The sequence below is a fragment of the Mesorhizobium sp. M1423 genome (assembly GCF_040317575.1).
Taxonomy (GTDB): Bacteria; Pseudomonadota; Alphaproteobacteria; order Rhizobiales; family Rhizobiaceae; genus Mesorhizobium.
In genome coordinates, this window is the sequence record NZ_JAMYKU010000005.1 from 237,038 (window position 1) to 261,115 (window position 24,078).

Below are 24,078 nucleotides of genomic sequence, written 5' to 3' on the forward strand. Positions count from 1 at the left end.
TCCATGGGAGGGTCGTTGTGAACCAAGCCCTACTGCCCGGGCTTGTGGGAAAGCCGATCCAGCGCGTCTCGAAGCGCAGTGGCGGCATCGTCACGCTCGTCAGCGGACATCAGCTCCGGTTCAAGTTCCAGCCTGAAGTGCGGCAGCTCGGTTCGAACGGCGCGACAAGCGCCGGCTAGATTGGCCTTCAGATCGATGACGCGGTAGGTGGCGACGGGATAGGCGATCCCCTTGACCTGGACATGCCCCATCTCCTCACAGTCGATCGTGTTCTTCACTTGCGCAAACGTCTCGTAGGAAATGAGGACGGTCCCCGGTGGCGCCTCCTGTTCCAGGCGCGAGGCGAGATTCACGGCGCCGCCGATTATCGTGTAATCCATCCGGTCCTCGCTGCCGAAGTTACCGACAGTGCAGTAGTCGGTATGGATGCCGATGCGGCAGCGCAGCGGTGTCTCAATTCCAATGTCACGCCAGATTTCGGCAAGTTCGCTCATCCGCTTTTGCATGGTGAGAGCCATCTGCACACACGCCAGCGCGTCCTCCTTGACGCCGCGCGTCTCAGGGTCGCCGAAAAACATCAGGATCGCGTCGCCGACATATTTGTCGATCGTCGCGCCGTGATCCGAAGCAATTTTCGACATTTCCGTCAGATAGTGATTGAGGAGCTGGGTGAGATCCTCGGATTCCATTTTGTCAGTGGTCTCGGTAAAGCCGGCGATATCGGAGAAGCATATTGTCAGTTTCTTCCGCTGGCTGGCGATTCTAACGTCTTGGCGGCCGGCGAATATCGAGCTGTACACTTGCGGCGCCAGGTATTTGGCCAGCTTGTTGGAAAGCGCCTCGAGAGCCGTGGATTTCTCTGCGAGGTTCTCCTCTCGTTGCTTCAGCTCAGTGATGTCCGAATAGACCGCGACCGTGCCGCCGGCGGTGATCCGCCGCTCGCTTATCATGATCCATCGCCCGTCGCCTCGCCGCTGCACCCACGGTTCGCCTGGGTTGCGGTGCCGGGAGAGCCGCTCGGCGACCCATTCCTCGAGCCGCCCCTCGGCATCCTTGATGTAGCCGCGCTCAGCGGATCGGCGAATAATGTGCTCGAATGTCGTGCCGGGCATCAGTTCGATCGCAAGGTCGCTGTAGAGCAGTTCGCGGTAGCGGCTATTGCTGAGGACAAGCCGGTCCTCCCCGTCGTACAGCGCGAATCCCTCGGAGATACTCTCGATCGCATCGATGAGCCGTTGGCGCGCCTCAGCGACATCGCGCAGGTTCTTTTCCTCGACCTCGACTGCGGTGTCCCGGAAGAGCCTAAGCGCTTCGGCCATCCGGCCGATCTCGTCGCGGCCCGCGGCAGGCAGCGGCGCACGAAGATCGCCGCCGGCGATTGCGAACATGCTTTGGCTCACCTCTCCCAGACGGGCGAGAAGGCTACGGTCGACATAGAGCCAGACAACCAGAACGGAACTCAAGAGGGTGAGAAAGGCGGAGCCAAGGACAACTCCGGTACCGTAGCGCTGGACCGTCGCGGCTTCGAGACCGGACGCGGTGATCTCGCGGTCTGCCGCGGCGACCAGGCGATCGACGGCAGCGGTGAGACTGCGCGACAGCCGATTGTTTTCGGCCAGAAGCTTTTCGCCCTCTGCGAGCACTGCTAGCTCGTCCTTGCGCGCCTTCGGGATGCTGTTCCCGCCGTCGATCAATGCCTTGAACTCGCCGACCCGCTGTTGGAAACGGGTTCGCAGCCTCTCGTCGATCTCGGTGGAAACCGTGTCGAGAACGGCGAGCGACCGGCGCAGCGGAAACAGGATCAACGTCAGATCGTCTGGCGTTGGCGCGTCCGTCGTCTTGACCAGCACGTCATTGACCGCCGATATCTCCTGCTGCGCTTTCTGCTGCGGAATGTAGGCCGCAATTGCCTGGACCAGGTCGGCCGCCGCCGCCGCACCGCGATCCGGCGCGAGCGACGTGTCGGCTGTAACCGCCTGCCATTGCTGGAGCTTGGAATTCATCACGAGGATACCGGGCGCCACAAGACGCTGGCTTGCATTTGTCGTAGCCGACAAGCGGCGTAACAGTTCTTCTTTGCGCGCCACCACTGTGAGGCGGGCGACAACAAGGTCGTCGAGGGCGTTGAGGTTGCGCCGCAGACCAAGAACTGCAGCCTCGATCTCAGCCACCACCGCCGTGCTAAGCGTGGCACCTTTGAGTGCGGCAAGCAGTTCCTCGAGGCGCGTCATCTCGACCCCGACCGCGGCGGAAACCTCGCCGTGCTGAGCTTTGCTGGTCGAAGTAAGTACGGCGGGCGCAGAGGCGGCTACCCGCTCTGCCTGGCGCGACAGCTGGAGGGACGCGAGCGCCAACGGTACCCGATCCTTGGTGATGCGGTCGACGACCTCTCCTACCTGGAGGAAGGCATAGAGAGCGGCCGCTGTCGCGAGTACGGCGAAGGTGCTGATGCCGAAAAAAGCGAGCAACAGACGGCCACGTATGCCGAAGCGTTCAAGCATAACGGCGACACATAGCTCTGAACGGTCCAGCTAACTCGATCTCCATCAGCTGTCTCAAGCGGCGACGGCATCGGCGGTCCTTATTCGACCGGCACGTACTCTCCACCTCGCCAGACGTACCATACCCAGTTTTGGCTCGTGAGATCGCCCTTGTTGTCAAAGTCGATACGGCCCAACACGGTATCAAATTGATTGCCGCGCAGCGCCGCTATCACGGCTTGGAGCTCTAGTGAGCCGGCCTTGTCCACTGCCTGCGACCAGGCCTGGACGGCGGCGTAACTGAGCAGCGTGTAGCCTGCGGGCTCGAAGTTTTCAGCCCGGAACCGCTCGACGACCGAGGCGGCTTCGGGATTTCGGCGAGCGTCCGCGGGGAACGTGAAGAGGGTACCCTCAGCCGCGGGGCCGGCGATCAAAGCAAATTCCTCGGTCGCCATGCCATCGCCTGAGACTAGCTGAACCGTGTAGCCGCGGTCGCGCGCAGCGCGAACCATGAGTGCGACCTCGGCATGATATCCGCCGACATATGCCACGGCGATGTTCGCAGCCTCTAGCGCAGCGATCTCGGCCGAATAGTCGTTCTTCGCGGGTGTGTATTCCTCGTAGATCGCTTCGACTACGCCGCGCTTGTTCAGCTGTTTTCGAGTCTCGTCAGCAAGACCCTTTCCATAAGTGGTGCCGTCATGAAGGATCGCAATCTTGCTGTTGCTCCAATGCTCGGCCAGGTAGTTGCCGGCCACGATCCCCTGCGTGTCGTCGCGACCAATGACTCGAAAAACGTTGGCGCGGCCTTGTTCAGTCAACAGCGGATTGGTTGATCCTGGTGAAATCTGCAAAACGCCCGCCGCCTCGTACACCTTCGATGCTGGGATCGAGGCCCCAGAGCAGTAGTGCCCGACGACGAGCACCACACCATCACCCACCAGTTTCTGGGCTGCGGCGACCGCTTGCTCGGGATCACAGAAGTCGTCGGCCGTGATGAGCCTCATCTGCTGGCCGAGTACGCCACCCGTCGCATTGATGTCGGCCACGGCCATCTCGGCGCCACGCTGCGCCTGCTCGCCGAACCAGGCGAGCCGTCCCGTCATCGCAGATGAAACCCCAATCAGCACCTCCGCCCGCGCGGAGCTGAACGCGGCCGCGAGAACTAAGATCGCCATGGCGATGATGCGGTGCATGTGTGCACCCCCTTAACTGTAGCTTACGCCAATCCCGTCAGAGCCGACAGCCCCTTCGGCAAGCGCGGCTGTCTCGGCGGCGTTCGCGGATCCGACAACTATTGCGCCTTCAACAATGCCTGCCCGCAGCGCCCTGCCACCGGACCCACACTGATCGCTCGATGCCCATTTGCGCTGCCGCTTGCCGGTCGACGACTATCGGTGCATCCTTGCGAATAGCCTGGCCGTGAAGTGCGTGGCGAGGTCACGCCGGGACGGCCTCTAGTGAGGTCTTGTTCGATGGACTGCTCGGGCTGCGGTTTCGAGGTTGAGGGCGGTTACGCCTTCTGTCCGAGGTGTGGCAGGCGCCAGCCCGTGCCATGCGCCAGTTGCGGCTACCCCTGCGCACCTGATTTCGAGTTCTGTCCGAAATGTGGGGCAAACGTCGGTGCGCCCGCAAAAGTCGTCGAACGGCCTGCTCCGACACCAAGCCGGACCATTGTGCCGCCTTCTCGAACTCCATCGATGCTTCCGGACATCGAAAGCGAAGAAGGGCTGCATCCCTTCTCTGACGCCGATCGCCGGACGGTAACGGTCCTGTTCGCCGACCTTTGCGGCTTCACGACGCTCAGCGAGCAGCTCGACCCCGAGGTCATGCAAGCGCTGCAGAACAAACTGTTCAAGGAATTGACGGCGGCCGTGCGAAACTTTGGTGGTTTCGTCGACAAATTCATCGGCGATGCACTGCTCGCGTTGTTCGGTGCGCCGGTCGCGCATGAGGACGATCCCGAACGTGCGCTTCGCGCCGCTCTCGACATGATCGCCCGGACGGCGCGGCTCGGCGAAAGCACCCCCCACTCCGGCTCGCCTCTGTTGCTCCACATCGGCATAAACACTGGTCCGGTCGTTACTGGCGGATTGGGCATCGGCACCGCCAAATCCTATTCGGTGACCGGCGACACAGTGAATACGGCGCAACGCCTGCAATCGCTGGCCGCACCGGGTGAGGTGCTGGTAGGCGAGCTCACTCACAGACTGACCCGGCATGCCTTCTCTTACGAGTCGCTGGGTGATGTCGTGTTTCGCGGCAAGGCTGGCAGTGTGCTCGTCCATCGACTGGATGCACCGCTTGCGACGCCGCGTGCAGCGCGTGGGCTCGAGGCGCTCGGCCTCAGTGCGCCGATAATAGGTCGTGGTGCGGAGCTCAGTAGAATGATGGCGAGCCTTGACCAGGCGTGCAGCGGCTCGGCCCAACTCGTCCGCCTCGTCGGAGAAGCCGGTATCGGGAAATCGCGGCTGGTGAAGGAGTTCGTCGCCCGCGTCGGCGACGAGGATCGTTTTCGCAACGTCGCCGTGCGGCTGGCCACGTGCTCACCGCTGGGCGAACAATCATTTGGCGCCTTGGGCGCAGTGGTGCGCAGCGCTGCCGGGATGATGCAAAACGACAATGGGGACGAAATGCGGGGGAAGCTCGCAGGCTTGCTTACCGATCTCGGCCTGCAGGGCGAGGAGGCGAAGCGGCTGATGCCTTTGCTCTACCATGTGCTCGGCCTTGGCGACCCCGATGCCACCTTGCAGCATGTCGAACCCGAGCAGCTGCGGCGGCAAATTCTCTACGCAGTCCGCACAATCATCGAACGGCGGCTTGCGTTGTCGCCGCTGTTGATTGTCGTCGAAGACCTGCACTGGGCCGACGCCGTGTCGCTTGAGGCACTACGTTTCGTGATGGACAGGTTGGAGCGCACGCGGTTGATGTTGCTGGTCACGCATCGTCCGGCGCCGGATAACGACCAGCTCGACTCAAGTCGGGTCAGTCACACAGCGCTCAGGCTTCCGCCGCTCAGCAGTGATGACGGACGCAGCCTGCTGGCGGCGCTTTTCGGCGAGAGCTGGGTAAACTCCGCAGGAGGGCTTCTCGACCAGATTCTCGAGCGCGCGGGCGGCAACCCCCTTTTTTTAGAGGAGATCGTTCGCGGCCTTATCGATCGCGGTGTACTGATGCGAGAGGGCCAGCGATGGCGGACTGTGGCAGGCGAAGTCGCAACCGGCATCCCCGCCACTATCCAGGCAATGTTGCTTGCCCGCGTCGACCGGCTGCCCCAAGAGGTGCGCCGGTTGGCCCAGGAGGCCGCGGTAATCGGCCCGCGCTTCGATGCCACACTTCTGAAAACTGTGACAACCGACCCCGGCCGGCTCGAAGCCGGCTGCGAACTGCTTTGCGATGCGGAAATCATCGAGGAAGTTGCCGGATCAGGCTCGGTCTCGTCGCAAAGCTACCGCTTTACGCAAACATTGCTGCAGGACGTGATCTACCAGAATCTACTCCTGCAACGGCGGACCGACATCCACGGGCGGGTCGGAGCTGCCTTGGAGCAACTGTGCGGCGACAAGCCGGAGCGGCTCGAGGATTTGACCGTGCTCGGTCATCATTTCGCACAGAGCGCCGAGCGGGAGAAGGGCGCGCATTACCTGCAGGCGGCGGGCGATCGCGCTCGCATGATATACGCCAACGACGACGCCCTTCGTTTCTACGAGCGAGCACTGACTGCGTTGGGCGCGATCGGGCAAACACCGCTCAAACTGGCAATTGCAGAGCGCATTGCCGATTTGAGCGGCCCGGCAGGCCGCCGCGAGATCGCGCACCACCATTACGAAACGGTGTTGCAGGTATACCGCGAGTCGGCCAATCGCGTCGCGTCGGCGCGAGTTTTACGCAAGATCGGTCGGCTGCTCTGGGACGTCGGCAAGCGGGACGACGCAGAATCCCGCTATGCTGAAGCGGCAGCGCTCCTCGATGGAGCGGATGCCCCGATCGAGCAGGCGCATCTCTGGCAAGAACGTGGCCGACAGGCGTTCCGTAGCGGAGATCACGCTCTCGCGGCAAAATGGGCAGACGCGGCGCTGGATTGCGTACGCACTCTGACAACGGAGCATGTCTCCGAGGTAGGGCGTGATGCCACCCTTGTGACCGCCGAGGCACTCAATACCAAGGCTGTTGCGCTGGCTCGCCTTGGGCGAAACCGTGAGGCCGTGCGTCAGGTTGAGCATAGCATTGAATTGGCCGAAGCCGCCGGTCTACTGGGCGCGGCCTGCCGCGGCTACACCAATCTCGGCGTGCTTTACACGACCATCGATCCGGCGTACGCGATGGAGGTCTGTCGGCGCGGTCTTGAAGTGGCGCGCCATATTGGTGATTTGGGTTTCCAGGCGCGCCTCCTCGCCAATCTGGCGGTCGCTTGTTGTACTTTCACGGATCGCTGTCCAACGGAGGGCGTACCTGCTGCCGAGAAGGCCATCGAGATCGACCGGGCGCTCGACCAGCGCGAGCACCTGCCGGTGCCGTTGATCGTGCTTGGGCAGATCCACCAGTGCAACGGGCGTCCGGAGCTGGCGGTTGGCTTGTTCCACGAAGCACTGGACGTAGCCCGCGAAACGGGCGAACCCCAACTGCTGTTTCCGTGCTATGATGGTCTTGCAACGCTTAATCTCGACCTCGACAATCTGGCCGAGGCCGAACGCTACTTTTCCCTGGCGCAGGGTATATGCGCCCAGCACGGGCTCGACCCGGAAGCGCTTGTGGTGCTGCCTTTTCTCGACTAGCCGGGGTTGGAGGTGGAAAATGTCCGCGCGTAGTGACTTGGTACCGCTTCAACCGGGCGACCGTGCGCCGAACTTGATACTCGACGCCATTACCCAGGAAGGCAAGATCGCGCTTGACGACTTTCGCGGCCAAAAGCCGGTGCTGGTCGGCCTGTTTCGAGGTCTGCATTGTGCGTTTTGCCGGCGCCATATCGCCGCCCAGGCGCGGCTTGATCCGGAGCTGCGCGAAAAGGGCGTGGAGAGCCTGACGGTGGTCAACACGCCGATCGAACGGGCGCGTCTCTATTTCCGCTACCATCCGATGCCGAATCTGCTTGCGGCCTCCGACCCTGAACGCGCTTCACATCGTGCTTTTGGACTGCCCAATCTCGAATTCACCCAAAACGAGACGAACTGGCCGTACAAGGTCTCGATGGCAGCGGCAAAGGATATGCGGGTCGATATACCAGGCGAGTTGCCCGGTCCTATGGACCCCATTGCGGCCAGCGAAATCCTTAATAAGAGGGACCATTACGAACTGACCGAAGCCGACGAGCAGATGATGGCAACGGGACACGGACAACTGGTCGGTCAGTTCCTACTGGATCGGCAGGGGATCGTCCGCTGGAGCTTCACGGAGGTTCCAGAGGGCGGGCGATATATGTTTGGGGCGCCAAGCCCGCAGGAGCTGATGTCAGCCGTGTCCCAAGTGGCCCAATAGACTTGCGAACGAGGTAAACGGGCGCGACACTGAACAAAAAGCGGAACCAATTTGTTACAAATCTAACATTGGCCTCGACGAGCCAGAATGTACGGTCCTGGCAATGCTTTCTGTCGCCTCTGGACTGGCGATGTCCTCTGTGGATGGCTCCTGTATCGTGGGGTGGCTGCGACAGCACCCCTTCCAACCGTCAGAACGCTGTCGTCAACAACAACAATCTCGAAAGAGCGCGCAGCTGCGGAGCGTCTCGTCGATTGTATCTTGCGCATTGTGAGCGGGAATGATGACACTGACAAGCTCACCGTTCATTCGAGCACGGCCTCGATACGGGCAACAAAGTAATCGAGCGAGCGATCCCCGCGAATCTCGATCCGCGGAAGGTCGATGGGATCGCAATCGAGGTCCGCCGGCCCGTGTCTGCCGCCGAAGCCGATCCGATAGCCGCACTCCTTGGCCAGCCTGCCAAGCCGTCGGTCGGTGACCGAGAAGGGTGCCGCGAACGCCGTGGTTGGCCGACCGGTCCACCGTTCGATGAACATACGAGAGCGCAGGAGTTCGGCGGCCAAGTCAGAGCTCGACAGACCATCGATCGCGCGATGCGTCGCCAGATGGCTTCCGAAGAACGCACCTTCGCCGGCGAGGCGTCGCACTGTCCTGGCGTCCATAAGCTGCGTCGGCGGGCCACTGTAGGCGTCCCACTGTGCACTTTCACCCACCAGGTCCGTCACCAGGAACACTTCCGCGGTCAGGTCGTTCGCGCGCAAGGTCGGCCAGGCATGGTCGGCAAAGTTCTGGAAGCCGTCATCGAAGGTGATGAGCACTGGGCGGCCAACGAAAGGCTGACGGTTGGCGATGAACCATTCCAGCTGCTCGGACCTAATCGCGTGAAAGCCATTGGCGCGCAGCCATGCCATTTGGCTGGCGAATGCGGCGGGGGTGAGCCGAAAACGGGCGAGCGCGGCCGGACCTTCATCGGAGACGCTGTGATACATGAGGACGGGGATACGCTGTCGCCGCTCGCTACGTGCGACGTCGCGGCGCAAGGCCCGCGCCCCGCCCCAGACGATTTTTCGCGCGACCCCGATTTCGACGGGCGCGCGGATTGGCACATGATCAATCGTCGGTTCCGTCGCCACGTAGCCTGGTGACAGGCGGCGGAAGCGGTCTATGCGGTAGAGTTCGGTCTGGATCGATTGCTCGAGGACGAGGCCGTCGGTCGCTGCCAGCGTCTCTGAGATCGCTTGTGCACCGAATGTATTCCAGTCGAAGCCCGTCCTTTCAACATTGTCACGTAGCACGAACGCGTGTGCGCTGATGAAACTGCCGCCAGGCGCCAACGCCTCAACGAGTTTTTTGGCGATGCGCCGCAACTCGGCGAGATCATCCAGGTAGTAGAGCACTTCCGAACAGACGATCAGATCCATCTCACCCGGCAGCGTGTCGGCGGAGAAATCCAGTACGCCGAACTCAACGTTCGGCTGATCGCCGCATCGCGCGCGCGCCCGCCCGATGGCTACGGCGGAGATGTCAGTTGCGGTCAAATGGCCCACCCGCGGCGCCAGCTGACGCGTGAAGTGGCCCTCCGCGCAGCCCAGCTCAAGCGCCCGTCCGATGGGACCGGCAGGCAAAATTTCGAGCTGCCGCTCATATTTTTCCTGCTCATAGGGCGAGCCGTAGTTCCAGGGATCCTCGGTCGCGAAATGGCGATTCCAGAAAGACGTGCGATCATTGTCGTGCCCATCCGCGGCCCGTGCACGGCGCGGCGCTGCAAGAGGCTCTTTAGTTTCGGCGCTCGACCCAACCAGCGCCTGCGCTTCCGCGGCCAATCCCGCGAGTTTGCCGAAATGGCTGTCCCGATCAGACCGGCGTCCCGCTATGGACAACAATGCCTCGGCTGCAAACATGTCTGACTTGTCGGCACCGACGCCCTTTTGCGGTGCATGTACAGGTGATCGCCTCGCAAGCGGCGCGGCACTGTGCATAAGCCGCTCAGGGGGCACGAAATTCAGGATCAACTCAGTCCAATGACGCCTTGTCACTTTCCCGAGTACGCCGAACTGTACGAAAGCCTCGATCTGGCCATCCATCATCAGATAAGCATAAATTTGATCGATTCCTTCCGGAAGCTCGATCGAGGTCGGATTTCGAGCGTCGACGCGAATGCCGAGTGTCCGCGCCAGTTTGCGCGGCGCGGCAAGATCGTCGAAGTCGAGAAGCATTTGCTCGAGGTGATACTGGACGCGGCGACCCGCTACGGGATCGTCCCAGACCTTGCCGAGTTCGATGATCAATTCGGTGAGGGAGCCGCCGAACCTGTCCCACTTGGCAGCCAATTGCGCTGGCACCGATAGGCTTCCTACCATAAGGCCATCGAAGACCACCTTGGCGATCTCACGCGCCCACTTACGTCCTGGCGGGAGCGCGCGCAGGGACTGCGGGTTGATCGAGCGCGAGCCGCAGCCGCAATCCGATGCGGCGTTCCACAACGCGAACCACGCGAGTGCTTCGGAAGCGGTGCGGCCGTTCGCCTCGATCGCTCCATTGGCGTGAGCCGATGCTGGGTGTTTGACCCTGGGATCAGCAGAAAAACCGCGGGCGATCACGATTTCCGCATCTGCCAGCATCTGCGTCGAATTGCGGCTGAGCGAGTTGGGGCTGACCCGATGGAAAGCGAGCGGCTCGTCGACCATCACCCAATTTTTGCCTAGACGTGCGAGGCGCTGCCACAGATCCCAGTCCTCGCAGGTGCGCAGCGACACATCGAAACCGGCCAACTCGACAATTGTCTCCCGGTCGACCAGCAGCGCGTGAATGGCGATGGCACACCGGCGGGCGAATGTCTCGAAGGGCTGGATCGCAACCTCCGTTGCGATGCTCGACGGGGTGAGTTCGCCATCGGGCATCACGCGCCGAGAACCGCAATAGGCGGCGACCGCATCGGGCGCGGCTTCAAGTGCGGCCAGCATTTTCGCAAGGAAGCTGGCATCCACCCAATCGTCCGCATCCAGAAACATGAGCCAGTGGCCGCGCGCTGTCGACATCCCGCTATTGCGCGCGCCGGCGGCGCTGTACGCGCAAGAGCTCAACGTCCGAAATCGGGCATCGTGCTCCACATAACCGGCGATGATCGCCGGGGTGCGGTCCGTGGAGGCGTCGTCGACGATGATCGCCTCCCAATCCACAATTTCCTGATCGAGAAGGCAATCGAGTGCGCGCGCCAGCGTTACCTCCGCGTTGTGCGCAGGAACCACGATTGAAACCAAGGGATTATGCGCCACGCCGTCTTACCCGCGCCTGGTTCGAAGGTAGCACAAGATGCGTCGATCTTTCTCGGCGTAGGCCGTCACAATCGACGCCGATCAGTCCGTCGACCCATCGTCTACCACGACTATATCCAGTATCTGGTAGCTCTGCCGGCGGATGCCGGCAAGCGCTGCGCCGACGGTTTGCTCGGCATTGACCCTCGGTACCACACCGCCTTGCGGTAGCATTGTCCTGGATCATCGAGCTTTCGTTTTCTTTGGCAAGAGTCGGCGAATGTCAAAACCGGGTGACGGCATCGGCTGGCAGCACTGCCCTGTCAAGATCGGGGCGAATTAGAGGCAGGCGAAAAAGACTTGAAGACAGGCCGAATGGCAAGCGCGCATGCCCGACGGCTTAGACTGAGGCCGATGCGCCGCGGCATTTCCTTTCGCGCATTTCATCTGCAAAAAGATGATCGCGGGCGAGACGCGAGCGTAAGCTGATCCGGATCGAGCCGCATGTCCAAATCTACCCGAATGGGACGCACGAAACGACTTAAGCCGAGAAGATTCCGGCTTGCGGGTCGGCTATTTTGCTGACATGTTTATCAGTTGCTAAATTAGCGCTGTGACAATGTTCAAAAGAAGGGGCATGGGATGGCCAAGGAATCTTCGAGTACCGCTTCTTCGGCAAATAAAGCGGACGCAAATCTGATAAGTAATGCAGACGGAAACGGGCTGACCTTCGTGGCGGGCCAGGCTCGCGAGAGCGGGGCCCCCGGCGACGCTGTAGGTGTCGACAAGATACGTGATCTGCTGTTCGGCAACCAGATGCAGGACTATGACCGCCGCTTTTCCAAGCTTGAAGAACGGGTCTTGCAGCGCTTCAAGGATGTCGAATCCGAGGCCAAGCGCAATCTTGAAATGTACGAGTCAAATGCAAAGAAGCAGGTCGACTCGCTTGCCGCGCAATTGCGGAACGAAAAAGACGCGCGAGCCGACGCCGACAAGGAGATTGACCGGAATCTTCGCGAGCAAAATCAGGCGCTTGAAAAGCAGGTGCGCGCGTTGTCGGATCAGTTGAGCGAGCTTGAGCGCGAAGTTGCGGACCGGATAAATCGAAACGACCATTTGCTGCGTGAGGAAATCAAGCAAAAGAATGAAAGCATTCAGATGCTGATGGAGAAAATGTTTTCCGATCTCGGCAATGTCAAGACCGACCGAAATCTTTTGGCTGGCCTGTTTGTCGAGGTTGCAAAATGTCTAAATCAGGATCCCGTCGGCAGCAAGAGCAACTCGGAGCGTACCTGGAAAGTGAGTTGATCGGAACTTGACGTCGACCGTCGACCCAATCAGCCTTCCTCAAAGAGCAGCTTCGAACGATACAGAGATTGATCGCGAGGCTCTGGCTCGCCTTTTGATCGAAATTGCCCGGAACGTTGATCCGGACTATCGTGCGCGTCTCGACGGAATCCCAACCGCCGATCCTCGCATGGAAACGCTTCGCCAGTTGCTGGTCGGTCGCGAAATTTCGGAGCTTTCACGAGTTACGCACCTGCTCGACGAACCCGAGCAGCTTGCGGCTGCAGTGGGGAGCGTTCTCCCCAGTGCAGCCGCACGTGCGCTTCATGCGCAACTCGGAGAGGCCCTTGCGCCGGCTGTCGAGAGGGCCGTGCAACGGTCCATCCAGAAGAGCCCGCGTACGCTTACGGATATACTGTACCCGGTGTTTCTGCCGGCTATTCGCAAGTCGATCGGCGAAAAGATCGACCAAACCTTTCAATCGCTGAATGAAACTTTAAGACATATATTTACCTGGCATGGACTCAAGTGGAGACTTGAAGCTTGGAGAACAGGAGCAAGCTTCTCAGAAGTTGTTCTTAAGCATTCTCTTGTCTATCGTGTGGAACACGTCTTTCTCATCAATCGCAATTCCGGGCTTTTGATAGCCCATGTAGCTGCCGATAATGCAACTAGCGAAGACCCTCAACTCATTTCTTCTATGCTTAGTGCAATTCAAGATTTTGTAAAAGACTCATTTAACGAGAAAGAACAGAGCGGCCTGGACACTATTCGTTTCGGGGAGCTTCGTCTCTGGTCGGAAGTTGGACCGTTTGCGACCTTGGTTGCGGTGATCCGGGGAAATCCGCCGGAGGAATTACATGAAATAATTCGCGATGTATTGCTTCGCATCCATGATGAATGCTCACAGGCCCTAGAGCAGTTTGACGGCGACAGTTCGCAGTTGGCCGGTGTAGAGACGCAGTTGCAGACCTGCGTTGAACTGAAGCAGGAGGAATCAAACCAGGGATTTCCGTGGCTGGTCGTGGCTGCAGTCCTGCTGGTTTTGATCCCCGCAGGCGGTTGGTTCTTTCTTTCCTGGCAATCCGGGCAGCGGTGGCAGGCGTATGTGTCGCGACTGGAGGCCCAGCCGGGCATCATCGTTGCCGAACAAACCGCGAGGGGCGGACATTTCTATATTTCCGGCCTGAGAGACCCGCTTGCCGCCGACCCGCAGGCTCTGCTGTCCGGAACGCAGGTCGATCCCGCCCGCGTTCATTCGCAGTGGCAATTCTATCAGAGCCTCGATCCGAAGTTCGTGGTGAAGCGGCTGATGGCGTCGCTGACTCCGCCGGATTCAATACGACTTTCGATCGTCAATGATCGCATCGTTGCCGAGGGAGATGCCCCCGACACCTGGATAGATCGGGCGCGCGCAGCGGCCCGACAGCTTTCGGCCGGCGGACCGGAATTCGATACCTCCAGGGTTCGTGATGTGAGCCCCGAAGCACGCGCGGCGGAGCACTGGCAGACTTATGTGTCGCGACTGGTGACCCAGCCGGGAATCATCGTTTCCGAACAAAAGGTGCGTGATGGCCAATTCTATATTTCCGGCCTGAGAGACCCGCTTGCCGCCGACCCGCAGGCTCTGCTGTCCGGAACGGAGGTCGATCCCGCCCGCGTTCATTCGCAGTGGCAATTCTATCAGAGCCTTGATCCGAAGTTCGTGCTGAAGCGGCTGATAGTGTCGCTGACCCCGCCGAAATCGGTTCGGCTTTCGATCGTCGAGGATCACATCGTTGCCGAGGGTGAGGCTCCCGACACCTGGATAGATCGTGCGCGCGCAGCCGCCCGACAGCTTTCGGCAGGCGGACCGGAATTCGACATCTCCAAGGTTCGTGATGTGAGCCCCGAAGCACGCGCGGCGGAGCACTGGCAGACTTATGTGTCGCGACTGGAGGCCCAAGCGGGAATCATCGTCGCCCAACAAACGGCGAGGGGCGGACATTTCTATATTTCCGGCCTGAGAGACCCGCAGGCCGCCGACCCGAAGGCTTTGCTGTCCGGAACAGGGGTCGATCCTGCTCGCGTTCATTCACAGTGGCAATTCTATCAAAGCCTTGATCCGAAGTTCGTGCTGAAGCGGCTGATGGCGTCGCTGGCTCCGCCGAAATCGGTTCGGCTTATGATCATCAAGGATCGCATTGTTGCCCAGGGTGAGGCTCCTGCCGCATGGATAGATCGGGCGCGGGTCGCCGCCCAACAGCTGTCCGCGGACGGACTCTCTCTAGAAATCTCCGAGCTGCGTGAGTTGACCCCTCCGCAACTCACTCATTTGAGGGAGGCTATTCAAGCGGTCAACATTTTCTTCGATTCTGGCAAGGCTGTACCGGGACCAGAGCAACTGCCGGTTCTCGACAATTTGGCGAATCAGTTGAAGCAATTGGCCAAGGACGCCCGCAACGCAGGCGTGACAGCACAGTTCATGTTGACCGGCCATTCGGACGAGACGGGCCGTGAAACGGCCAAATTGTCGATCAGCGCCGCGCGCGCGGAAACAGTTCGTGCGCTTCTCAAGAAGCGCGGCGTCGATCCGGAGTTGCTCTTGGTTCGCGGCGCGGGCACCTTTGAGCCAGCGGAGATTGAAAATAGCCGAACGGGGAACTCCGCCAACCGCAGAGTTTCGGTTACGGTAAACTTCCACTAGGGCGGAGCCCAGGAAATTGCAAAAGAAGATCTGCATGTTGGGCGGGTTCGCTGTCGGAAAGACGAGTCTGGTTCGCAGGTTTGTGCAAAGCATCTTTTCAGAAACCTACTTGACCACGGTGGGAGTGAAAATCGACAAGAAGAGTGTCGCATTCCCGGACAAAACCGTGGATCTGATTTTGTGGGATTTGGCCGGCGAAGACGATATCGGCTCATTCCGCGTCAGCTATGTGCGAGGTGCGAGCGGGCTCGTGCTTGTCGTCGATGGAACCCGCGCCGCTACTCTTGCCGTGGCGCTCACGTTGCGCGAGCGGGCCGAGGCGGAATTCGGCGCTATGCCGTTTGTATTGCTGTTCAACAAATCCGATCTGGCCGATCGGTGGGCAATATCGGATAGTGAAATTAACGAACTGAGGCAACTTGGATGGCAAATCTATCTAACAAGTGCGCTTTCAGGTGAACATGTTGATGATGCGTTTCGTCATCTTGCTTCGATGGTTAGCAAATAGACCATGCATGAATTGCCACGAGAAGTCAGAAGCTGGATTTACGATTTCTTCGACAACGAGCACTCCGTCGCATATCTGAAAATCGACGCCCAGCTTTGCATAGCTGCGAAGGGCGGTAACGTTGAACATTACGGACTCTCATCAGTTCGCATAGGTAAGCCTGTTGCCGAGCAGCTTGAATTCATGGAAGGTTTGCTGCCCTGCCCGGAGCTTCCATATCATATGGCCATGGTCGAACTGCCCAGCGGGCGTGTCGCGGACCTCCATCTTTTTGCTGACAATGCCTGCGTGTGGCTGCTCTTTCTTGACGCCACTGCCGAACGCGACAATAGGCAGCGACTTCAACAGAAGGCTTATGAAATGACGCTCCTGCAAGAGAGGGAGCGTCAACTCAACGAGAAATTACAATCGATGAACGAGGCGTTGAGGGCGAGCCAAGAGGGATTGTCGCGTGAATACCAGCGCGCCGAAGCCCTGCTCCTCAACATTCTTCCGGCGTCTATCGCGGAGCGGCTAAAAGCGCACGAAGAAATTGCAGACAACTACGCAGAGGTGAGTGTGCTTTTTGCCGACATCGTCGGTTTTACGGAAAGAGCGCGGAACGTCGGAGCCGTGACGACGCTCGCTATTTTAAATTACTTCTTCAAGGTGGCGGATCTGCTCTCGGAGCGATACGGCTGCGAAAAGATCAAGACAATCGGCGATTGTGTGATGGTGGTCGCTGGCCTGCCCGCCGCGCGATCCGATCATGCGGAAGCCCTTGCGCACTATGCACTTGAACTGCGGAAGGCGGTTAAGCTCGAACGCTTCGCAGGAGAACCGATAAGACTCAGAATTGGAATTCACTCAGGACCAATCGTGGCGGGCGTCATAGGCAAAAGGCGGTTTGCCTATGACCTATGGGGCGACACCGTTAATCTCGCCGCACGTATCCAAACGTCCGCGGAGCCCGATGAAATCCGTATTTCGGATGCAACTCACAAACTGCTTGGACCAAATTTTGCTTGCGACCCACTCGCGGAAACGGAATTGCGTGGTACAGGTCGTGTGCGAATGTGGCGGCTCCCGGGGGAAATCGGATCCTGATATCTGACGTCGCCATCGTTCTTCCCTGCACGGTCATGCGCCCAGTTTCCATCACATAGCCTCGGTCGGCGATGCCCACCGCGGCATACGCGTTCTGGCCTGGGGGATCCTGGTGCCGGGTCTTTTACGCCCAGCATCACGGATGCGCAGTTCATATAACGGCTGGAGGCTGGGCCTAGGTCGGAATGCCCTCCCCCGGGCGGCTAAGTAGACACCGCGAAGTACCCGGCGTAACGGTCTGGGTCGAAACGATGACGTCTTGCACCGCAACATCGGTTTCTTCAAGGTAGGGCAACAACGGACATAGATGTCGTTGCTAGCCGATCTGACCGGAAGGTTAACAGCACGATGCCACGCATCACTCGACGATTGGGGGCCAGGAACCTGGCGCGCCTGGCACGGCGTCTCGGAGACCTGACTGCGATGTTTGCCCTGATTGCCAGGCCGCTCGTCTTTGGGATCGCCCTTTTGTTGACAGGTCAGGCACAGGCGCAGGCGCCGGCGACCGCCCCGCCTGAAAGGGTCAAACAGTTGCTCGAGCTTCTCGACGATCCATCAGTGAAGGCCTGGGTGGCCGAACAGCGAAATCAGGACGCCGGGTCAACGGGAGCGCCTGCCGAGACAGGAGCTTCACCGACCGACGCATCGTCCGGCGCCGTGGCCGCACCCGGCCAGATGAATACGATGGCATCCTCGACGCTTGATGGGATCAGGCATCATATCGAAAGAATCGTGCGAACTTTGCCCTTGCTGCCAGGCCAGTTCGCACGCGTTCGGGCAGAGACGATGGAGGATATGTCCAGCAAGGGGTCAGCCGCCGTATTTGTGCTGATTGCGATGTTCATCGCTGCCGGCCTGGCACTCACTTGGGCAACGTTCAAGTTCACCCGTCCATTTCGTCTTTGGATTATCGCGCAACCGAAGGATACGCCGATTGGGCGAGCCAAGAAGATTGGTGGTCGCATGCTTTATTCCAGCATGCTGATCGTCTCTTTCGCACTGGGCAGCGCCGGCGCGTTCATGTTGTTCGACTGGCCAATGCTTATCCGCGAGATTGTACTGACATTTCTCATGGCGGCAGTCGTTACATGGGGTGTGCGCATGTACGTCATGGCCATGCTCGTCCCTTCCTTCATGAACGTCGAGAACGCCGTCGAGGTTCGTGCTTTGCCGATCACCAACGAAGCGGCTGACCATTGGTCCTATTGGCTACCCCGGATCGTCGGCGTCTTCGCCTTCTTCGGCGCCGCGTTTATCCTCTTGCCAGGTCTCGGCATCGATCAGGACGGAATGATGGTCCTGTCACTGGGCGCCGACTTCGTGCTGCTGGTGCTCCTGCTGCTCGCGATTTGGCGTCGGCCAAGAACGCAGCGAGACGGTGCGCGCCACATCGGTCACACGGAAGCGACATGGCTATTGACTGCTTATTTCGTCGTCCTGTTCCTGCAGCGCATCGCCGGCCTTTATACATACTTCTGGTTTACCTTCGCCGCATTCTTCCTGCCTTTTGCAATCGTGATGACGCAGCGCGGGGTTAATTTCGTTCTGCGACCAGGTTCGGAAGATGTCGGCCGGCCTACGATCCCGGCGGTGACGATCGCTGTCATCGATCGCGCAATCCGAATGATTTTCATCTTGGCGGCGGCTTACTTTCTCGCACGTGTCTGGGGTCTGGACATGCAATCCATGCGGGACAGCGATACGACGACGACGTTCATATTGCGCGGCTTGGTCAATGTCGTGGTCATTGCCCTAGCAGCCGATTTCGGCTGGTCGATCATCAAAGCTTTGATCGAACGAAAGCTGGGCATCGAAACACCGCACCCTGTGATCAGCGACGAGGATGTCCCGGTCCTCGATCCGCAGCAGGCGCGGCTGCACACGCTCTTGCCGATCCTCCAGAACATTCTGCTCGCATCGATCATCGTGATGGCGGTGCTTATGATGCTCGCCTCGCTGGGTATCCAGATCGGCCCGCTGATCGCCGGCGCTGGCGTCGTCGGCGTCGCCGTGGGCTTTGGGGCACAAACCATCGTCAAGGACGTCATTTCAGGCGTGTTTTTCCTGCTCGATGATGCGTTCCGTGTCGGCGAATACATTTCATCGGGCAATTACAAGGGTACTGTGGAAAGCTTTTCGCTGCGCTCGGTGAAGCTGCGCCACCATCGTGGTCCGCTGTTCACGATACCTTTCGGTGAACTCGGGGCAGTCCAGAACCAGAGTCGTGACTGGGTTATCGACAAATTCAACATCACCGTTGGTTATGACACCGATATCGACTTCGCTCGCAAGCTGATCAAGCGGATCGGCCTCGAACTGGCGGAAGATCCCGAGTTCAAACACTGGGTGCTCGACCCGATCAAGATGCAGGGCGTACAGGAGTTCGGCGAATACGGCATCGTATTGAGGGTCAAGGCCACAACCAAACCGGGAGGCGCCTTCGGTATGAAACGCAAATTCTATGTACGCCTCCGCCAAGTCTTCAAAGAGCAGGGCATCGAACTCCCATTTCCGACCGTCCAGGTCCAGGGGCTACAGAACCCACATGGGGCAGAGAATGCGCCGTTGGAGATCACACCCGAGTTGAAAATGGCCGTTGCGCAGTCGCACACTATTCGGCGCAGAAAAAAAGCCAGCACACCGGAGTAGGAAAGCTGTGACACCTGCCGGTCACAGCGTCGCTTTCCGCGCATCGCCCGTGGCAGGGATACTCTTCTATCTTCAACCGTTAAGACGAAAAAGACGGTCACGAGGCAGTCTACAACCAGAGTCCGTCCCGAGATTTACATCGGGCTGCGTAAGTTGATACAGCGGTACGCTCGAGACATCGCCATCGGCTACCTGCCGCGCGTCAGTCACGCGATAAGGACCGTCCCGCGAGAAGCGGCGCGTACGCGGCGAGCCTGCGGGATACGAACTCGGTGAAGAGCCGCACGCGCTTCGTCTTGCGTGTCTCCCCCTGTGTGAGAAGCCAGAGCGTTCCGTACATGTGCAGGTCGGTGCCCGGCACCCTCACCAGTAGGGGGTCGGCATCTCCGACGAAGCACGGCAGTGTCGTCATCCCGAGCCCTTGCCGTACTGCAACGATCTGCGCCTCGCCGTCCGTGGTCCTGAACGGAACCCCCGTGGTACGAACCTCACCCTCGCTGGCCCAATCCGGGATGCCATGAATGCTTATGACGATCCACCGGATGGGATCAGGCGCGCCCGCACGCCACGCGGCTAGTCGATCGCGAGACATGTAGACGCCGCCGAACAGCTCCGGTCCCTTCAGGCCGTGAAGATTGAGCGGCAGGGTTTTGCGGTCGTAGACGACGCGGATCGCGACGTCGGCCTCCCGGTTGGTCAGATTTGCCAGCTCGCCGGACGACAAGATTTCCATCTCGATGTCCGGATGCAGACGCGCGAAATCGGCGAAATCCGGCATGAGCAGGTGTGTCGCGAGGGGCGGTGCCAGCGTCACCCGCAGAAGCCCGCGCACGCTCTGGTCGCGCCCGAAGACGCGCGTCTCCAGCAGGTGCGACGACACTTCCATCTGGTCCGCGAACTCGAGGACCTCCTCGCCCGCAGCCGTCAGGCGGTAGCCCGAAGGCAGCTTTTCGAACATGTGCACCCCGAGGCGTTCCTCGAGCTGGGCGACGCGTCGCAGCACGGTCGAGTGGTTCACACCGAGGCGCTCGGCGGCAGCCCGCACGGAGCCTCCGCGCGAGACGGCAAGAAAGTAGCGAACGTCATCCCAGTCGATCATGGTGCAATCCGGCACCGCGCGGTGCGCCTTCCAAAGCCCGTATCTAACACATCGAACAGCAGTACGGGCGGTCATCATAGCCTATGTCGACGAGCGCGGGCCAATTTCGAACGGCGGACGCCGATCGTCGCGGCTGGCCTCAGTCGTCCAGCCGGATCGATTTCGCACCACCGATGTGCGCGCTTCCGCACTCAACACCTGACGCCTGCGGACCCATTTCGAGGTTCTCGGAGGCAGATGCTGTCCCGACACCACGAAAGGAGAAGTCATGGGAAAGCTTGAGGGTAAGGTTGCAGTCATCACGGGTGGATCGAGCGGCATGGCGCTGGCGAGCGCCAAGCGGTTCGTTGAAGAAGGCGCCTATGTTTTCATCACGGGCCGGAGACAGGAGGCGCTGGACGAGGCCGTCAAGCTGATCGGCCGGAACGTGACCGGCGTGCGCGGCGATGCGGCCAATCTCGACGACCTCGACCGCCTGTTCGATACAGTCAAGCGGGAAAAGGGCAAGATCGACGTCCTGTATGCGAGCGCCGGCACGGGCGAAGCCGTCCCACTGGGCGAGATTACCGAGCAGCATTTCGATGCGACCTTCGGCCTGAATACGCGCGGCACGCTGTTCACGGTGCAAAAGGCGTTGCCGCTGTTCAACGATGGCGGATCGATCTTCATGACCGGATCAGTTGCTTCGGTGAAAGGTTTTCCTGGTTACAGCGTGTATGCGGCGAGCAAGGCGGCGTTGCACGCATTCGCACGCGGGTGGCTCAACGAGCTGAAGGGCAGGAATATCCGGGTGAACGTGCTGCACCCGGGGCCGATCGCCACCCCGATGCAGGACCAAGTTCTCGACGAGGAGGGGAAGCGGATGTTCGAATCCCTGATCCCGCGGGGAAAGATGGGGCGTCCTGAGGAAATTGCGACGGCCGCGCTGTTTCTTGCTTCAGACGATTCGAGCTTCGTGAATGGGCTGGAGTTGTCTGTCGACGGAGGCTTCTCGGCCATCTGAAATCGCGGCGGATCGCGGGAAGCGGCTGACCGGCGGGAACTAGCGTGTCCATGATGGAACGCCGGGACGTCTACGCAAAGGTCGCCACACAGTAGAACGGATAACCCAGCGCCGTTGAGGGCCGGGGAATCAAGACCAATACGGATCGGAGAAGTATTATGAGCTATGCGATTGTAGGATTCGGTGCGGTAGGCCAGGCCCTCGCCCACGCCTTCGCCCGTAAAAACATCGACGTGACCGTCGCGAGCCGCCGGCCGCCCGAGGCGCTGGCGCCGCAGGCTCGGGCGATTGGACCCACGGTCGTCGCCAAGTCGCTGCGGGATGCACTCGAGGCCGACACAATCATCTTGGCGGTCCCGTTCGGGGAGCATCGCGAGGTTGCGAAGGTCCTGCCGAGTTGGAAAGGCAAGACGGTCATCGACGCGATGAACGCGTTTCCAGTCCCTGAAGAGCTGGACGGTCTCCCGTCCTCCGCCTTCGTCGCGAAGGCGTTCACCGGCGCCAAATTCGTGAAAGGGTTCAATCACCTGATTGCGGCCACCCTGGCTGCCGATCCGATCGTCGAGGGCGGCCACCGGGTCGTCTTTCTGTCGAGCGACGACGAGGACGCGACCGCTCCGGTGGCGGCCTTGGCCAAACAACTCGGGTTCGCACCCGTCAAGCTGGGAAAGCTCAACGAGGGTGGCGCGCTGGTGCACGCACGCGGCCGCACTTGGGGCCAGCTCATCTTCCAGGATTTGTTCAAGAAGGAGCAGTAATCGATGTATGATCATGTGATTTGGCCCGAGCGATATGATCCGAAAACGTCGGCCATCTACGCACTCAACGACATTGACGTGAAGGCGCCGGCTGAAGTGGTCTGGAAGCTGCTCGTCGATGCCGAGAATTGGTCGAGCTACTTTCCCGCCGAAGATCAGGTCAAGATCTTGACCGGCAAGCCGGAACTGGCGCTTCAAACCAGATACAGCCGGGTGACGGTTGCCTTTCCGATGAGTCTGGTCGTGACGGAGTGTGAACCCTTCCGCAGGCTCGCGTGGGCGACGACGGTCGATGGCGACGAGACCGGCTCGAGCGCGTACCACGGCTGGGTCATCACTCCTACGGTCGATGGCTGCCATGTGCTGACCGAAGAAACGCAGCAGGGCCCTTGGTTCCTTGAGGAACTCGGGCGCAAGCATCCCGGTGCACTCTACCGCTATCACCAGGAATGGGTCGAAAGCCTCGCCCGCGCTGCGAGGCGGAAGTGGCAAGCAGGGCAAGTTGAATGGGCTTGTCTTGAGGCCTGGCCGGTTGCTTGGGCCGCAACGCTTTCGACCGAACAGTACTGGGCCTGCCTTCGTCCCGAATATTGTCGGTACTCAACAGACGACGGGCGCTTCCAGCCTGGATCGGCGGATGATCACCCACCTACCATTGGAGATAAATGACATGAATATTGAACTCAGGGGCCGCAAGGCGATTGTCACCGGATCCACCGCCGGAATCGGCCGCGCGACGGCGGAGGGGTTTGCCCGTGCCGGTGCATCGGTCGTCGTCAACGGCCGTGGGAATACCCGGGTCGACGAGGCGGTGAGGCAGATGCGGCAGGCCTTTCCCGGAAGCGACATCTCGGGCATCGCCGCCGATCTTGCGACAGCGGAGGGTGCCCAGGCCTTGATCGCGCAGGCGCCGGACGCCGATATCCTTGTGAACAATGTTGGTACGGCTCACATCCGGAGCTACAGTGGCGTCGAGGACATCGCGAAGATCCCCGACGAGGACTGGCTTGGCCTCTTCCAGTTGAACGTAATGAGTGGCGTGCGCGTGACCCGTCATTATCTGCCGCGGATGGTGGCGAAAGGCTGGGGCCGCGTCGTGTTTGTAAGTAGCGAGTCCGCAGTCAACATCCCTAAGGAAATGCTCGACTACGGCATGACCAAGACCGCTCAACTCGCGGTGTCGCGCGGGCTCGCCGAGGCGGTCGCGGGCACGGGTGTCACAATCAACGCCGTCCTGCCGGGACCTACCCGCTCTGAGATCCTGGGCGACTTCATGGCGAAGCAGGCTGACGCAAACGGAATCACGCAGCAGGAGGCCGAACAGGGCTTCTTGAAGGCGATGCGTCCGACCACCCTCATCCAACGCTTCGCGACCACCGATGAGGTGGCCAACATGATCATCTACGCATGCTCGGAGCAGGCTTCGGCGACAACCGGCGCGGCTTTGCGGGTGGATGGCGGCGTGGTCCGCTTCGTCGCGTAGCTGCCGAGACGGTTATGGCGCTAATGGCGCCGACCAGCGGACGGTCGACACCTGCGGCTGAGTTTCCCCTGCCCGGTGTCTTCAGGCCAAATGCTGGCCGTGACCTTCACCTGTTTCTCGACACACCCTGCAACAGGTCGAGGAAGGCGCGCACAGCGGGATTGGCGCGCCGGCTTTCCGGCCAGACCGCCGTGATATTGTGCCGCTCGACCGCATGGTTGGAAAGCACCGGCTCCGAAGCATCGACCAGGATCAGCGGCAGATTATAGTGCTGGCGAAACATCTCCACGAACTGATCGCGCGCTAA

Annotated in this window: 16 protein-coding genes and 1 pseudogene; 11 read left to right on the forward strand and 6 right to left on the reverse strand. The window is 60.3% G+C overall.

Going from position 1 to position 24,078, the window contains the following annotated elements:
* Positions 1–29 precede the first annotated feature (29 nt).
* Positions 30–2,501, reverse strand: coding sequence for an adenylate/guanylate cyclase domain-containing protein (locus tag NKG95_RS09300; RefSeq protein WP_352482326.1), 2,472 nt, complete (start codon positions 2,499–2,501; stop codon positions 30–32).
* 80 nt (positions 2,502–2,581) lie between these two features.
* Positions 2,582–3,676 (reverse strand): branched-chain amino acid ABC transporter substrate-binding protein, encoded by a 1,095-nt coding sequence (locus tag NKG95_RS09305; RefSeq protein WP_352482327.1) that lies wholly within the window; start codon positions 3,674–3,676, stop codon positions 2,582–2,584.
* Between the two features lie 279 nt (positions 3,677–3,955).
* Here NKG95_RS09305 and NKG95_RS09310 point away from each other — a divergent pair, with 279 nt between their 5' ends.
* Together NKG95_RS09310 and NKG95_RS09315 are read left to right on the forward strand one after the other, a co-directional pair.
* Positions 3,956–7,255: an ATP-binding protein gene (locus NKG95_RS09310; protein WP_353040508.1), complete on the forward strand. Its 3,300-nt coding sequence runs from the start codon at positions 3,956–3,958 to the stop codon at positions 7,253–7,255.
* A gap of 19 nt (positions 7,256–7,274) precedes the next feature.
* Complete coding sequence (locus NKG95_RS09315) at positions 7,275–7,955, forward strand: redoxin domain-containing protein (protein ID WP_023716514.1); 681 nt, start codon at positions 7,275–7,277, stop codon at positions 7,953–7,955.
* A 305-nt stretch (positions 7,956–8,260) separates the two neighbouring features.
* On the opposite strand, the gene NKG95_RS09320 is transcribed toward NKG95_RS09315, so the two are convergent.
* Together NKG95_RS09320 and NKG95_RS09325 are read right to left on the reverse strand one after the other, a co-directional pair.
* Entirely contained in the window at positions 8,261–11,233 is a 2,973-nt protein-coding gene (locus NKG95_RS09320) for a trifunctional glycosyltransferase/class I SAM-dependent methyltransferase/polysaccharide deacetylase (protein WP_353040509.1), read from the reverse strand.
* A gap of 81 nt (positions 11,234–11,314) precedes the next feature.
* A complete protein-coding gene (locus tag NKG95_RS09325; protein WP_353040510.1) occupies positions 11,315–11,446 on the reverse strand; it encodes a glycosyltransferase in 132 nt (43 codons plus the stop codon).
* 408 nt (positions 11,447–11,854) lie between these two features.
* Here NKG95_RS09325 and NKG95_RS09330 point away from each other — a divergent pair, with 408 nt between their 5' ends.
* The 5 genes from NKG95_RS09330 (at position 11,855) to NKG95_RS09350 (ending at position 19,428) form a co-directional block, all read left to right on the forward strand.
* Complete coding sequence (locus NKG95_RS09330) at positions 11,855–12,520, forward strand: DUF3450 domain-containing protein (protein WP_031193285.1); 666 nt, start codon at positions 11,855–11,857, stop codon at positions 12,518–12,520.
* Positions 12,521–12,527: 7 nt separating this feature from the next.
* The gene (locus NKG95_RS09335) at positions 12,528–15,185 is read left to right on the forward strand and encodes an OmpA family protein (protein ID WP_353040511.1); all 2,658 of its coding nucleotides are present in this window, start codon (positions 12,528–12,530) and stop codon (positions 15,183–15,185) included.
* Positions 15,186–15,201: 16 nt separating this feature from the next.
* On the forward strand, positions 15,202–15,693 hold the full coding sequence (locus tag NKG95_RS09340) for a Rab family GTPase (RefSeq protein WP_353020389.1): 492 nt from the start codon (positions 15,202–15,204) through the stop codon (positions 15,691–15,693).
* Between the two features lie 3 nt (positions 15,694–15,696).
* Entirely contained in the window at positions 15,697–16,779 is a 1,083-nt protein-coding gene (locus NKG95_RS09345) for an adenylate/guanylate cyclase domain-containing protein (protein ID WP_353040512.1), read from the forward strand.
* Between the two features lie 423 nt (positions 16,780–17,202).
* Positions 17,203–19,428 carry a mechanosensitive ion channel family protein gene (locus tag NKG95_RS09350; RefSeq protein WP_352810415.1) on the forward strand — a complete coding sequence of 742 codons (2,226 nt, stop codon included), beginning with the start codon at positions 17,203–17,205 and terminating at the stop codon, positions 19,426–19,428.
* Between the two features lie 202 nt (positions 19,429–19,630).
* Here NKG95_RS09350 and NKG95_RS09355 read toward each other — a convergent pair whose 3' ends face one another.
* Positions 19,631–20,527, reverse strand: coding sequence for a LysR family transcriptional regulator (locus NKG95_RS09355; protein ID WP_023716506.1), 897 nt, complete (start codon positions 20,525–20,527; stop codon positions 19,631–19,633).
* 268 nt (positions 20,528–20,795) lie between these two features.
* On the opposite strand from NKG95_RS09355, the gene NKG95_RS09360 reads away from it, so the two are divergent.
* From NKG95_RS09360 to NKG95_RS09375, 4 genes are all read left to right on the forward strand, one after another.
* Positions 20,796–21,530, forward strand: coding sequence for an SDR family NAD(P)-dependent oxidoreductase (locus NKG95_RS09360; protein ID WP_292208972.1), 735 nt, complete (start codon positions 20,796–20,798; stop codon positions 21,528–21,530).
* Between the two features lie 158 nt (positions 21,531–21,688).
* Entirely contained in the window at positions 21,689–22,288 is a 600-nt protein-coding gene (locus tag NKG95_RS09365) for an NADPH-dependent F420 reductase (protein WP_353040513.1), read from the forward strand.
* A gap of 3 nt (positions 22,289–22,291) precedes the next feature.
* Positions 22,292–22,957, forward strand: a complete 666-nt coding sequence (locus tag NKG95_RS09370) for an SRPBCC domain-containing protein (RefSeq protein ID WP_353040514.1) — start codon at positions 22,292–22,294, stop codon at positions 22,955–22,957.
* A gap of 1 nt (position 22,958) precedes the next feature.
* On the forward strand, positions 22,959–23,771 hold the full coding sequence (locus NKG95_RS09375) for an SDR family NAD(P)-dependent oxidoreductase (protein ID WP_023716502.1): 813 nt from the start codon (positions 22,959–22,961) through the stop codon (positions 23,769–23,771).
* Between the two features lie 106 nt (positions 23,772–23,877).
* Here NKG95_RS09375 and NKG95_RS09380 read toward each other — a convergent pair.
* Positions 23,878–24,003 (reverse strand): annotated as a pseudogene (locus NKG95_RS09380) (LysR family transcriptional regulator); the annotation flags it as partial.
* Between the last annotated feature and the right edge of the window lie 75 nt (positions 24,004–24,078).

Excerpts from the sequence above, each read along its gene's own strand:
- NKG95_RS09300 (WP_352482326.1), bottom strand. The coding sequence starts at position 2,501 with ATGCTTGAACGCTTCGGCATACGTGGCCGTCTGTTGCTCGCTTTTTTC.
- NKG95_RS09305 (WP_352482327.1), bottom strand. The coding sequence starts at position 3,676 with ATGCACCGCATCATCGCCATGGCGATCTTAGTTCTCGCGGCCGCGTTC.
- NKG95_RS09310 (WP_353040508.1), top strand. The coding sequence starts at position 3,956 with ATGGACTGCTCGGGCTGCGGTTTCGAGGTTGAGGGCGGTTACGCCTTC.
- NKG95_RS09315 (WP_023716514.1), top strand. The coding sequence starts at position 7,275 with ATGTCCGCGCGTAGTGACTTGGTACCGCTTCAACCGGGCGACCGTGCG.
- NKG95_RS09325 (WP_353040510.1), bottom strand. The coding sequence starts at position 11,446 with ATGCTACCGCAAGGCGGTGTGGTACCGAGGGTCAATGCCGAGCAAACC.
- NKG95_RS09330 (WP_031193285.1), top strand. The coding sequence starts at position 11,855 with ATGGCCAAGGAATCTTCGAGTACCGCTTCTTCGGCAAATAAAGCGGAC.
- NKG95_RS09345 (WP_353040512.1), top strand. The coding sequence starts at position 15,697 with ATGCATGAATTGCCACGAGAAGTCAGAAGCTGGATTTACGATTTCTTC.
- NKG95_RS09350 (WP_352810415.1), top strand. The coding sequence starts at position 17,203 with ATGTTTGCCCTGATTGCCAGGCCGCTCGTCTTTGGGATCGCCCTTTTG.
- NKG95_RS09355 (WP_023716506.1), bottom strand. The coding sequence starts at position 20,527 with ATGATCGACTGGGATGACGTTCGCTACTTTCTTGCCGTCTCGCGCGGA.
- NKG95_RS09360 (WP_292208972.1), top strand. The coding sequence starts at position 20,796 with ATGGGAAAGCTTGAGGGTAAGGTTGCAGTCATCACGGGTGGATCGAGC.
- NKG95_RS09365 (WP_353040513.1), top strand. The coding sequence starts at position 21,689 with ATGAGCTATGCGATTGTAGGATTCGGTGCGGTAGGCCAGGCCCTCGCC.
- NKG95_RS09370 (WP_353040514.1), top strand. The coding sequence starts at position 22,292 with ATGTATGATCATGTGATTTGGCCCGAGCGATATGATCCGAAAACGTCG.
- NKG95_RS09375 (WP_023716502.1), top strand. The coding sequence starts at position 22,959 with ATGAATATTGAACTCAGGGGCCGCAAGGCGATTGTCACCGGATCCACC.